Raw genomic sequence first — 13,145 nt, forward strand, 5'->3', positions numbered from 1 at the left:
CGTGCGTTTCTGCTGATTACCAGCGGTAGTGGGCGAACGCCTTGTTCGCCTCAGCCATCTTGTGGGTGTCTTCTCGCTTCTTGACGCTGGCGCCAAGGCCGTTGGAAGCGTCAAGGAGTTCGTTCATCAGCCGCTCGGTCATCGTCTTCTCCCGGCGCTGACGCGAGTAGCTGACGATCCACCGCAGCCCCAGCGTCGTGGAGCGGCCAGGGCGCACTTCGACCGGCACCTGGTAAGTGGCGCCACCAACGCGGCGGGAGCGGACCTCAAGGGTCGGCTTCACATTGTCCACGGCCCTGCGCAGGGTGGCGACGGGATCCGTCCCGGTCTTCTTCTCACACCCAGCCAACGCACCGTAGACAACGCTTTGGGAAAGTGACCTCTTGCCGTCGAGCAGGATCTTGTTCACAAGTTGAGTGACGAGCTGTGAGTCGTACACGGGGTCGGCTATGACTCGCCGCTTCTCCGCCGGACCTTTGCGAGGCATTAGCCCTTCTCCTTCTTCGCGCCATAGCGGCTGCGCGCCTGCTTGCGGTTCTTGACTCCCTGGGTGTCGAGGGCGCCACGGATGATCTTGTAACGCACACCGGGGAGATCCTTGACCCGGCCACCGCGGACAAGCACGATCGAGTGCTCCTGCAGGTTGTGGCCTACCCCTGGGATGTACGCGGTCACTTCGATGCCGGATGACAACCTGACGCGCGCGACCTTACGCAGCGCTGAGTTCGGCTTCTTCGGCGTCGTTGTGTAGACACGCGTGCACACTCCCCTGCGCTGCGGGCAACCCTTCAGCGCCGGGGTCTTGTTCTTGGCGATCTTGTCCTCGCGGCCCTTTCGGACAAGCTGCTGGATCGTGGGCACCTGGTCTCCAGTTCTCGCGCTCGATCGTCACTGTCTTCGCGGGCCGAACGAACGCCGTAGTGTCCGATTCGTCCCACCCCCGAGGTCGGGTGTGTCGCGCCGCCCGAAGGGCGTCACGACCTGCTCCGAATCTTGGGGAGGTTCCCCGGGATTCGGAGCAACCGCCCGTTGCGGGTCAGCTAATGGCTAGACCGACAACGAGACCGGACATCCGGGTTCCCGAGCGCGCCCAGCGGGAGCTGGACACGAGTGATAACGATACCCTCACCCTTCAGCATGGTCAAAGCGGCCCCGAGGCCACCCGCTCCAGCTAGCCCAGGTGTCCCGCTCCGCCGAAGCGGCCGTTCCCGACAAACGCGACCGTTTGGGTACAGACGCGCCCGTTGCAACGGTAGTTTCCTTGCGTAACGAGCGCTTCTGTCGGGAACGGCCGCTTCCGCAGGCGCGGGGGTTCGATCTTGCCAGAGCGCCCCTAGTCGCGGTAGTAGCCACCGCCACTGACGTCGAACCCCTCCAGCGGCACGGACGCACCGGCGGCATCGTCAAAGCCCTCCGAGTACGTCAAGTCGTCGTAGGTAGTGAACGACGGGTACATGGCCTCCTTGGCCGCTTCGGTCGGCTCGACCCGCATGTGCCGGTACTGCGGCATGCCCGTCCCAGCGGGGATGAGCTTGCCGAGGATGACGTTCTCCTTCAGCCCCAGCAGGTTGTCGGTCTTGGCCTTGATCGCGGCGTCTGTTAGTACCCTCGTCGTCTCCTGGAACGATGCCGCTGACAGCCAGGACTCAGTGGCCAGGGACGCCTTCGTGATCCCCATCAGCTCGGGGCGACCCGACGCTGGCTGTCCCCCGTCCTGCAAAACGCGCCGGTTCTCGGCATCGAAGATCCCCCGGTCCACCAGCTCACCGGCCAGGAAGCTTGAGTCTCCTGAGTCGATGATGGTGACCCTCCGCAGCATCTGCCGGATTATGACCTCGATGTGCTTGTCGTGGATGGACACGCCCTGGCTTCGGTAGACCTTCTGCACTTCCTCAACTAGGTGACTTTGCGCAGTGCGTTGGCCAAGCACGCGAAGAACCTGCTTCGGGTCCACCACGCCCTTGACGAGCTGGGTTCCGACCTCGACGCGCTGCCCATCCTCGACGAGCAGGTCAGACCGCTTCGACACGGCCTGTGCAACCTCCAGGGCATCGCCGTCGGGGTGGACGACGATCTTGCGTGTCTTCTCCGTGTCCCTGATCTCGACTACCCCAGCCGCCTCAGAGATGGGCGCGTGGCCCTTGGGTGTGCGGGCCTCGAACAGCTCCACGACCCTTGGCAGACCCTGAGTGATGTCATCGCCGACGACGCCACCGGTGTGGAACGTACGCATCGTCAGCTGCGTTCCGGGTTCACCGATCGACTGAGCCGCGACGATTCCGACAGCCTCACCGACGTCCACCAGATGCCCGTGGGCAAGGCTCTGGCCGTAGCAGGTCGCGCAGATGCCATAGCTGCTCCGGCAGTGGAGCACCGAGCGAACTCGCAGTGACGTCACGCCCGCGGCCACGAACTCCCGGATCATCGGCATCGTGATCTCCTGGCCCGCAATGGCCAGGACGGCCCCGTCTACCTCAACGGCCTTTGCCAAAGTCCGGGAAGCCACCGATGAGGCGGCGTTCTCGACTGTCTGCCCATCTTCGGCGATTGGGATTTCCAAGCTCGCCTTGGTCTCGCAGTCCAGGTCGCGCACGATCAGATCCTGCGAAACGTCAACGAGGCGCCTGGTCAGGTAGCCGGAGTCCGCGGTCCGAAGCGCGGTGTCAGCCAGACCCTTCCGGGCCCCGTGGGTGGAGATGAAGTACTCCAGCACGGAAAGACCCTCGCGGAAGTTGGACTTGATCGGTCGCGCGATCGTCTCGCCCTTGGGGTTGGCCACCAGACCGCGCATACCGGCGATCTGCCGAACCTGCATGTAGTTACCCCGCGCTCCTGAGACGACCATCTTCGAGATCGAGTTGTTCTCAGGGAAGGCGTCCCGCATGGCCTTGTCGACCTCGTCGGTCGCCCTGGTCCAGATCTTGATCAGTTCCTCGCGCCGTTCCGACTCGGTGATCCCACCCAGCGCCACCTTCGCGTCGATCTTCGCCGACGCCTGCTCGGCCTTGGCCAGCACCTTGGCCTTGGCCTTGGGCGTTACGACATCCGCGATGGAAATCGTTACACCCGACCTCGTCGCCCAGTAGAACCCGAGTTCCTTGAGCCGGTCTAGAGCCCCGGCGATCTCGCTCTTCGGGTACCGCTCGGCCAAGCTGTTCACCAACCCGCCCAAGACCTTCTTGTTGACATCGAGGTTGACGAACGCGAAGTCCGCCGGCAAAGCATCGTTAAACAGAGCCCGGCCCAGAGTCGTCTCCAGAATGAATGGGTCGCCGAGCTGCCAGCCCTCATTTTCGTAGCCTTCCGGCGGCGCCTGATTGAACAACCGCAACTTGATCTTCGCCCCAAGGGACAGGTCGCCGTTATCGAAAGCCATCAAGGCCTCGTCCGGAGCCGCGAAGGCCCTGCCTTCTCCCTTGCCACCCTTGTCCTCGCACGTGAGGTAGTAGATCCCAAGCACCATGTCCTGGGTGGGCGTGGTTATCGCACGCCCGTTGGCCGGGGAAAGGATGTTGTTGCTGGACAGCATCAAGATCCGTGCCTCGGCCTGGGCCTCCGGGGACAACGGAAGATGGACGGCCATCTGGTCGCCGTCGAAGTCGGCGTTGAACGCCGTGCAAACCAGCGGGTGGATCTGGATCGCCTTGCCCTCGATCAGCTGCGGCTCAAACGCCTGGATTCCCAGGCGGTGCAGAGTCGGAGCGCGGTTGAGCATCACCGGATGCCCGGCGATGACTTCCTCCAGCACCGCCCACACGTCCGCGTAGGCGTGACCTCCACCCGGAGCGCGCTCAACGCGGCGCTTGGCGGCCTTGATGTTCTGCGAGTGGCCCAGCTCGACGAGCCTCTTCATGGCGAAGGGCTTGAACAGCTCCAGCGCCATCTGCTTGGGAAGCCCGCACTGATGCAGCTTCAACTGCGGCCCCGAAACGATGACCGAGCGGCCCGAGTAGTCCACGCGCTTGCCAAGCAGGTTCTGCCTGAACCTGCCTTGCTTACCCTTGAGCATGTCGGACAAGGACTTCAGGGCTCGGTTGCCCGGGCCCGTGACGGGGCGACCTCGCCGACCGTTGTCGAACAGCGCGTCGACGGCCTCCTGAAGCATCCGCTTCTCGTTGTTGACGATGATCTCCGGTGCGCCCAGGTCAATGAGCCGCTTGAGCCGGTTGTTCCTGTTGATCACGCGTCGGTACAGGTCGTTCAGGTCAGACGTGGCGAAGCGCCCGCCATCCAACTGAACCATCGGACGCAGGTCTGGCGGAATCACCGGGACCGCATCCAACACCATGCCCAGCGGCGAGTTAGTCGTCTTCATGAACGCCGTTACGACTTTCAGGCGCTTGAGCGCACGGGTCTTGCGTGCCCCGCTGCCTTCGCGCACGACCTGTCGGAGATGTTCGGACTCACCAGCCAGATCAAACGTCTCCAACCGCTTCTTGATGGCGGCTGCGCCCATGTCGCCGGAGAACCACTTGCCGTACCGGTCGCTCATCTCCCGATACAGGGCTTCCTCGCCTTCCAGATCCTGCACTTTCAGGGTCTTGAAGCGGTCGAACACGCGGCGCAGGAAGTCCACTCGATCACCGACGCGCTTGCGGATCTGGCGCATCTCCCGCTCGGCGGCGTCCTTCACCTTGCGTTTCGAGTCAGACCTCGCCCCTTCAGCCTCAAGCGCCGCGAGGTCCTCCTCAAGCTTGGCGAGGCGAGTGTTTATGTCGTTGTCCCTGCGGGCCTCGATGCGGGCGATCTCCTCGCCCAGCCGTGCCTCAAGCGACGGCAGGGCGCCATGTCGGCCCTCCTCATCCACTTCAGTGATCATGTGCGCGGCGAAGTAGATGACCTTCTCCAGGTCCTTCGGCGCGAGGTCAAGCAGATACCCAAGGCGGCTGGGCACACCCTTGAAGTACCAGATGTGGGTCACCGGCGCGGCAAGCTCGACGTGGCCCATCCGCTCGCGGCGAACCTTGGCCCGGGTTACCTCGACTCCACAGCGCTCACAGATGATTCCCTTGAACCGCACACGCTTGTACTTGCCGCAGTAGCACTCCCAGTCGCGGGTGGGCCCGAATATCTTCTCGCAGAACAGCCCGTCACGCTCTGGCTTCAGGGTCCGGTAATTGATCGTCTCGGGCTTCTTCACTTCTCCGTGGGACCAACTGCGGATATCCTCGGCTGTGGCGAGACCGATCCTGAGCTGGTCGAAGTAGTTGACGTCGAGCACTTGGTTTCCTTACTTATGCCTCTGGTTCTGAACGTGTGCGTCGCAGGGGTCGGCTGACCGGCCCTATGCGGGTGCTCAAACCTCCTCGACGGAACTCGGCTCCCGCCGGGACAGGTCGATGCCGAGTTCCTCCGCGGTGCGGAAGAGGTCGTCGTCGGATTCCTTCATCTCGATGGCCGTACCGTCACTTGACAGGACCTCGACGTTCAGGCAAAGAGACTGCATCTCCTTGACCAGCACTCTGAAGGACTCCGGGATCCCAGGCTCTGGGATGTTCTCGCCCTTCACGATTGCCTCATACACCTTGACGCGACCGTGAGTGTCGTCCGACTTGATCGTCAGCAACTCCTGTAGCGCGTACGCGGCGCCGTAGGCCTCAAGTGCCCACACCTCCATCTCGCCGAACCGCTGGCCACCGAACTGCGCCTTACCACCGAGCGGCTGCTGCGTGATCATCGAGTAGGGGCCTGTCGAGCGAGCGTGGATCTTGTCGTCGACGAGGTGCAGCAGCTTCAAAATGTAGATGTAGCCCACCGATACTGGTGCGGGATACGGTTCCCCGCTGCGACCGTCGAAGAGGTTCGCTTTGCCGTCGTTACCGACGAGACGCGCGCCATCATCGTTGGGCCTGGTGTTCTGCATCAATGCGTCGAGCACTTCTTCGCGAGCCCCGTCAAACACCGGCGTCGCGACCGACGTTCCAGGGGGCGCGGTCCTGGCTCCGTCGGGCAGCGCCTGAACGCGCGGGTCATCGGCGGGAACGTCCCATCCTGACGCCGCTACCCAACCCAGGTGCGTCTCGAGCACCTGGCCAAGGTTCATCCGCCCAGGAACGCCGAGGGGGTTCAGCACAATGTCGACGGGAGTGCCGTCCTCCATGAACGGCATGTCCTCGATTGGCAGGATCTTCGCGATGACGCCCTTGTTCCCGTGGCGTCCGGCCAACTTGTCGCCCTCAGTGATCTTCCGCTTCTGGGCCACGTAGACCCTGACCATCTGATTGACACCGGGCGGTAGATCGTCGCCCAACTCGCGGTCGAAGATCCTCGTAGCGATGATCTTGCCGCTCTCGCCGTGAGGCACGCGCAGGGACGTGTCACGTACTTCCTTGGCCTTCTCGCCGAAGATCGCGCGCAGCAGCCGTTCCTCCGGAGTGAGCTCCGTCTCGCCCTTGGGGGTCGTCTTTCCAACGAGGATGTCTCCGGGCTGCACATCGGCCCCGACTCGCACGATCCCACGCTCGTCGATGTCCACGAGCGCCTCGTCCGACAGGTTGGGGATGTCGCGGGTGATTTCCTCCGGACCCAGCTTGGTGTCCCGGGCGTCAACCTCGTGTTCTTCGATGTGGATACTCGAGAGCACGTCGTCGCGCACGAGCCTCTCCGAGAGGATGATCGCGTCCTCGTAGTTGTGACCCTCCCATGGCATGAACGCGACCAGAAGGTTCTTGCCGAGAGCCAACTCACCGTTGTCGGTCGATGGACCGTCGGCGATCACCTGCCCGACTTCGACTCGCTGACCAACTTCCACGGTGGGGCGTTGGTTGTAGCAGGTGCCCTGGTTCGAGCGGCGGAACTTGTGCAACCGGTAGTCCCGCACGATGCCGTCAGCCTCGGAAATCGTGATGAGATCCGCTGACATTTCGATAACGTCACCCTCGGCCACGGCCCGCACAACGTCCCCGGCGTCAACGGCAGCGCGATACTCCATGCCGGTTCCCACCAGCGGAGCTTCGGAGCGCAGCAGCGGGACGGCCTGACGCTGCATGTTCGATCCCATCAGGGCGCGGTTCGCGTCGTCGTGCTCCAGGAACGGAATCAACGCGGTGGCTACCGAGACCATCTGCCGCGGCGACACGTCGATGAAGTCAACCTCGTTGCCCGGGACGTAATCGACCTCACCGGCCTTGCGACGGACGAGCACCCTGTCCTCGGCGAACGTGCCATCGGCGTTCAGAGAGGAGTTCGCCTGCGCGATCACGTGGCGGTCCTCTTCGTCGGCGCTGAGGTAGTCGATCAGTTCGGTCACGACCCCATCGACCACGCGCCTGTAGGGCGTCTCGACGAACCCGAACGGGTTGACCCTGGCGTACGTGGCCAGCGACCCGATCAGGCCGATGTTCGGGCCCTCAGGAGTCTCGATCGGGCACATACGGCCGTAATGGGACGGGTGGACGTCGCGGACCTCGAAGCCGGCGCGCTCACGCGACAGGCCCCCTGGCCCCAGGGCCGACAAGCGGCGCTTGTGGGTGAGCCCCGCCAGCGGGTTCGTCTGGTCCATGAACTGGCTGAGCTGGCTGGTGCCGAAGAACTCCTTGATCGCACCCGCCAGCGGGGTGATCTTGATCAGTGACTGGGGCGTGATGGCCTCGACGTCCGAGGTGCCCATCTTCTCGCCGACCAGCCGCGCCATACGGGTCAGACCCGTCCGGATCTGATTCTGGATCAGCTCCCCAACAGTGCGCAGACGCCGGTTTCCGAAGTGGTCAATGTCGTCGGTCTCGACCAGGATCTCGCCCTTCGGAGACTCAAGGGTTTCCATCCCGGCGTGCAGTGCGCACAGGTAGCGGATGGCCGCGACTATGTCCTCGTCGGTGATCACAGTTTGGCTCAGCGGCAAATCAAGCCCGAGCTTCTTGTTGATCTTGTAGCGACCGACTTTCGCCAAGTCGTAGCGCTTGCGGTTGAAGTAGTAGTTCTCCAACAGAGTGCGACCCGCCTCGACAGTGGGAGGCTCACCCGGGCGCATCTTGCGGTAGATGTCCAGCAGGGCCTCTTCCTGCGTGGTGACGTGATCCTTCTCCAGGGTCCGCAGCATCGACTCGAAGTCTGAGAACTCTTCGGCGATCCGTTCCGCTGTCCAACCGCGCGCCTTCAGCAGAATGGTCGCAGGCTGCTTGCGCTTGCGGTCCAGCCGCACGCTGACGAGATCCTTCTTGTCGATCTCGAACTCGAGCCAGGCTCCCCGGCCCGGGATGACTCGGGCGATGAAGATGTCTTTGTCGGTCGTCTTGTCGACTGACGACTCGAAGTAGACGCCAGGTGACCTGACGAGCTGGGACACAACAACGCGTTCGGTGCCGTTGATGATGAACGTCCCCCTATCGGTCATCAACGGGTAGTCGCCCATGAACACGGTCTGGGACTTGATCTCCCCCGTGTCGTTGTTCATGAACTCCGCGGTCACGAACAACGGGGCCGCATACGTCAGGTCCTTCTCCCGGCACTCATCCACCGAAGCCTTGGCAGGCTCGAAGTGGTAGTCGCGGAAGCTCAGGGACATCGTGCCCTGGGTGTCCTCAATGGAGCCGATCTCGGCGAACACCTCGTCCATCCCGGAGATCTGCGGGACGTCATCGCGCCCCTCGGCCTTAGCTGCCGCGGCTCGAGCCCGCCAGGCCTCGCTGCCGATCAGCCAATCGAACGCGTCCGTTTGCAAGCTCAGAAGATCCGGGACCTCCCGGGACTTCGTGATCCGAGCGAAGGAAACCCTGCTCGAACCGGGGACATGGGCACTGCCTTCAGTGGGAAGCGTGACAGTCAAGAAGCGTCCTTCCAGGAGACGCGCGCATTCACGATTTTCCGCCAAATCCCACCCGCACCATTCACCGGCCCTCCGAGTCTTGCGCGGCTCAGGACAGGGACAGCCGGGGGTTCATCTAATGGGATTGCGCAGCTTCGAAGAATACACGACCACGCCCTTGCGGAGCAAACAGCCCCGGTTCGGGCCTGGCCGTGGCAAGCGGGAGTGGCCGCGACCATCTGGGTGTCGCGGTCAGGCGTCACTTGATGGCGACTGTGGCGCCGGCTCCTTCGAGTGCCGCCTTGGCCTTCTCGGCCGCGTCCTTGGAGGCCTTCTCAATGATGGCCTTGGGGGCGCTTTCGACCAGATCCTTCGCCTCTTTCAGACCAAGGTCGGTCAGAGCCCGGACCTCTTTGATGACCTGGATCTTCTTCTCGCCCACAGACTCCAGAACTACGTCGAACTCGTCCTGCTCCTCGACGGCTTCGGCTTCGCCCCCTGCGGGAGCTCCGGCGGCCGCGACGGCGACAGGAGCGGCGGCAGTGACCTCGAAGGTGTCCTCAAACTTCTTCACGAACTCGCTCAACTCGATCAAGGTCATTTCCTTGAACGTCTCGAGCAGTTCGTCTGTGCTGAGCTTCGCCATGATCGGCAGTTTCCTTTCGTTGCGCTCCGGCTTGGGGCCGGACTCCTTGACGGGCCGCCGGGCGGCGGCCAGGGGTCAGGGCCGTCAGCCCTCTGTCTCTGGTGGTGCTTCTTCTGTCTCCGGTGGTGCTTCTTCGGCTGCGGCCTCGGGGGCGGCTGGGGCCTCTGGGGCCTCTGCAGCTGCGGGGGCCTCGGGGGCGGCTGGCTCGGCCTCCGGGGCGGCAGCGGCCTCGGCCTCCTTCTTCACGCGCAGCGCGTCGAACGTACGAGCCGCCTGGGAAAGCGGCGCCGCGAACAAGGATGCGGCGTTCGCCATGGAGGCCTTCATCGCTCCGGCCAGCTTGGCCAAGAGGACGTCGCGCGACTCAAGCTCGGCCAGCGCGCTGACCTCCTGCGCGGTCAAGGCGCGACCTTCGAAGTGCCCGCCCTTCAGCACTAGAGCCGGATGCTCCTTGGCGAACTTCTTCAGACCCTTGGCAGCCTCGACAACGTCACCGGTGACAAACGCCACGGCGGACGGCCCAACTAGCAAGTTGGACAGTTCAGGGACGCCAGCTTGATCAACGGCGAGCTTGGTCAGCGTGTTCTTGACGATGGCGTACTTGGCCGACCCCGACAGGCAGCGGCGCAGTTCCTGTAGCTGAGAAACGGTCAATCCGCGGTAGTCGGTTAGCACCACACCGGTCGCAGAACGGAACTGCTCCGCTAGCTCGGCAACTGCCTGAGTCTTGTCAGCCCTCGACATGAGCTCCCCTCCTGATCGGACCGCCGACCGAAGGGAGCGCGGGCAAGCCAGTCACTCGAACGAGTGCTGAACAACCTGCGCGGGTCGCCCCCAGTGGGGCCTTCGGTCTAAGACGGCCAGCGGTCTTCGGCTGGGTCAGGTTACGTGTGAATGGTCGCGGACGTCAAACGCGCGCGTTGACTCATCACAGATGCCCGCGGAATCGTTGCCCGACGCCTGGCACCCAATCGGGGTGAACGATCGGTGCTCGGGGCTGGATCTCACCGAATCTGCCCGATATGGCGGTTACCCGGCCGGGATTGGCGTTCTTAACAACCATTGCGGGTCGATCCGGGGTGTCCAGGCGGAGTCGGGCCGATTCCGCGCCACGACACAGACAGCAACCGGCCAGGCAGACGTCACGGGCAGGGCGGCGGAGTCTTCGTCGTCAGGTCGAACCGGATCACTTCAGGGTTGTACTTCGACTGGAAGATGATGGCATCACCTGGCTCGACAGAAGCGAACCCTCGTTCCACGTCCCACCCATGCTCACCGGTCAAGATAACCCGCCCCCGGGCATACGGCGTCGGCCATCCAGGAGGGGGCCCTCCATTCCCCCACTTCGCGGGGGGACCCCCACCGAAAGGCGACGTCTCCCAGGTCTTCCCCCCAAACTGAAGAAACTGGATCCCACACTTCGTCGGCAGCTTTACTGCGGGACCTAGGACGGCTGGTATCGGTACACCGCTCGGCCACACATCAGGAGTCTGCCCAACGCTCGATGGAGAGGGTTCCGGCGCAGGCGAGGAGCAGGCCGCGACAGCGCCCACCAGGACGATCCCAACCACCAGCGCCAGCCAGCGACCAGCCCGGCTTCTGCCCATGATCATTCCCCTTCCAGGACGCCGCCAATCTGGGCCGGTTCGGCCGCAGCGCAGCACGCGTCCTGGCTTCTGACGTCACGGCGCCCCCAGAAGTTCCCGGTACTGGGCGACGACCGCATACAGACGTCATGGGCAGGGCGGCGGAGTCCTCGTCGTCAAGTGGAACCGAAGCGGGCTTGGCTCATACACCGACGTGAAGAGAAGGACATCTCCCATGGGGATGACTCGTCCCTTGGCTTCTGGCATCGGCCATCCCGGCGGCGGCCCACCATTCCCCCACTTCGCGGGGGGACCCCCACCGAACGGCGACGTCTCCCAGGTCTTCCCCTTCGCCTGAAGGAACTGGATCCCGCACTTCGTCGACAACTTCACCGGATCACCAACGATAGCTGGAACCGGATCATCGCTTGGCCACACATCAGGAGTCGGCCAAACCTCCGAAGGTGGGGGTACCCCCGCTTGCTGGGGGAAAGGTTCCGGCTGGGGCGAAGAGCAGGCCCCGACAGCGCCCACCAGCACGATCCCAACCACCAGCGCCACCCAGCGACCAGCCCGGCTTCTGCCCATGATCATTCCCCTTCCACGAGGCCTTTCACGCACGGCGTCCAGGCGACGGCTGAGTGCCTGTCCTGATCTCTGACGTGTACGAGTCGCCCCAAGTTCCCAACACGGGCACGCGGCTTATCGAAGGACCCACCGTCGGACGAAAAGCGGCTCTCCCGGCATGAATGTGGGTGAGTTTCGGCGCTGAGAGTGCCGAACCGGTGCGGGGCAACGGATCTGGCGACACGGTGACCGGTGGGTAAGGCGCACACGGGGCGTGGCTCTATGTTCGGAAGTCGACCAAGACAAACCGGACAGAAGAGGATCACCGCCCCGTGCGCGTCACCACTCTATGCAAACGCCTGCTCGATCTCGACGGGATCAGCGTCACGAAGGTCGACTTCGCCGGCGGCGTGCTGGTCGCCGACGTGGCGCTGCGACGACGCCTGCTGGCTTGTCCGCGGTGTGCGTTCACCACGCGGGCGCGCTATGACACCCGGCCGGTGCACTCACTGTGGCGCGGCCTGGACCTGGGCCGGCGCAAGGTCAGCGTGCGCGCGGTGCTGCGCCGGCTGGCCTGCCCCAGCCACGGGGTGGTCACCGAGGGCGTGCCGTTCGCCCGAGCCAGCTCCCGGTTCACCCGTGACTTCGAGGACCTGATCGCCTACCTGGCGACCAAGACCGACAAGACCACGATCACCCGGCTGCACCGCATCGACTGGGACACCGTGGGCCGAATCTGCGAACGCGTCGTCGCCGACGGACTGGACCCGGCCCGCCTCGACGGGCTCGTGTCGATCGGGGTGGACGAGGTCAGCTGGCGCCGCCGACATCGCTACCTCACCTTGGTCACCGACCACACCGGGAAGAAGATCGTGTGGGGCGCCGAAGGCAAGGACGCCGCCACCCTCGATGAGTTCTTCGCCGACCTCGGTGCCGACCGGGCCGACCGGCTGCAGGCGATCAGCATGGACATGGGCGCGGCGTTCAACAAGTCCGCCCAACAGAACGCGTTGAACGCGAGCCGCTGTATCGACCCCTACCACTGCGTCCAACTGGTCACCGAGGCCCTCGACATCGAACGACGCAAGGCCTGGAACGAGCTGCGCCAGCTGCCCGACCAGCAGGCCGCCAAGACGTTCAAGGGCGCCCGCTGGGTCCTGCTCAAACGCCCCGAGAACCTCTCCGACGACCAGCAAGCCACCCTGCGCAAGCTACGCCGACGCGGCGGCGCAGTATGGCGGGCCTACAGCCTCAAGGAAGCCTTCCGCGCCATCTTCGCCGGCGACCTCGACCCCACCCAGACCGCCACCACCTTGGACCGCTGGTGCACGGTGGCCAGCCGGTCCAGACTGCCCGCGTTCATCCGGGTCGCCAAAACCATCCGAAAGTTCCGCCCAGGCATCCTCGCCGCGATCGAGCTCGGCATCAACAACGCTCGCGCCGAAGGCCTGAACAACCACGTCAGGCTGATCACCCGCCGCGCCTACGGCTTCCACTCCGCCCACGCAGCCCTCGCCCTTGTCATGCTCTCCTGCGGCCCCATCGACCTACGCCTCCCTCACGAGCGGCCGACCCGATGACCCACATTCATGCCGGGAGAGCC

At 64.2% G+C, this 13,145-nt stretch carries 8 protein-coding genes and 1 pseudogene; 1 reads left to right on the top strand and 8 read right to left on the bottom strand.

Annotated features, from left to right (window positions below; translation table 11 throughout):
- Window positions 1-16 precede the first annotated feature (16 nt).
- From rpsG to Q8P38_08885, 8 genes and pseudogenes are all read right to left on the bottom strand, one after another.
- A complete protein-coding gene (gene rpsG / locus Q8P38_08850) occupies window positions 17-487 on the bottom strand; it encodes a 30S ribosomal protein S7 (GenBank protein MDP4014707.1) in 471 nt (156 codons plus the stop codon).
- Complete coding sequence (rpsL, locus tag Q8P38_08855) at window positions 487-861, bottom strand: 30S ribosomal protein S12 (protein ID MDP4014708.1); 375 nt, start codon at window positions 859-861, stop codon at window positions 487-489. Before rpsL ends, rpsG begins: the two co-directional genes overlap by 1 nt.
- 472 nt (window positions 862-1,333) lie before the next feature.
- Window positions 1,334-5,221 (bottom strand): DNA-directed RNA polymerase subunit beta', encoded by a 3,888-nt coding sequence (locus Q8P38_08860; protein MDP4014709.1) that lies wholly within the window; start codon window positions 5,219-5,221, stop codon window positions 1,334-1,336.
- A gap of 75 nt (window positions 5,222-5,296) precedes the next feature.
- Window positions 5,297-8,764 (bottom strand): DNA-directed RNA polymerase subunit beta, encoded by a 3,468-nt coding sequence (gene rpoB, locus Q8P38_08865; protein ID MDP4014710.1) that lies wholly within the window; start codon window positions 8,762-8,764, stop codon window positions 5,297-5,299.
- Between the two features lie 238 nt (window positions 8,765-9,002).
- Window positions 9,003-9,389, bottom strand: coding sequence for a 50S ribosomal protein L7/L12 (gene rplL / locus Q8P38_08870; protein MDP4014711.1), 387 nt, complete (start codon window positions 9,387-9,389; stop codon window positions 9,003-9,005).
- Window positions 9,390-9,626: 237 nt separating this feature from the next.
- Window positions 9,627-10,133: pseudogene (gene rplJ, locus Q8P38_08875) on the bottom strand (50S ribosomal protein L10).
- Window positions 10,134-10,531: 398 nt separating this feature from the next.
- Window positions 10,532-10,672, bottom strand: coding sequence for a hypothetical protein (locus Q8P38_08880; GenBank protein MDP4014712.1), 141 nt, complete (start codon window positions 10,670-10,672; stop codon window positions 10,532-10,534).
- 450 nt (window positions 10,673-11,122) lie between these two features.
- Window positions 11,123-11,563, bottom strand: coding sequence for a hypothetical protein (locus Q8P38_08885; GenBank protein ID MDP4014713.1), 441 nt, complete (start codon window positions 11,561-11,563; stop codon window positions 11,123-11,125).
- A 311-nt stretch (window positions 11,564-11,874) separates the two neighbouring features.
- On the opposite strand from Q8P38_08885, the gene Q8P38_08890 reads away from it, so the two are divergent.
- On the top strand, window positions 11,875-13,122 hold the full coding sequence (locus tag Q8P38_08890; GenBank protein MDP4014714.1) for an ISL3 family transposase: 1,248 nt from the start codon (window positions 11,875-11,877) through the stop codon (window positions 13,120-13,122).
- The last annotated feature ends 23 nt before the right edge of the window (window positions 13,123-13,145 follow it).

It is taken from the genome of Candidatus Nanopelagicales bacterium (assembly GCA_030700225.1).
Lineage (GTDB): Bacteria > Actinomycetota > Actinomycetes > S36-B12.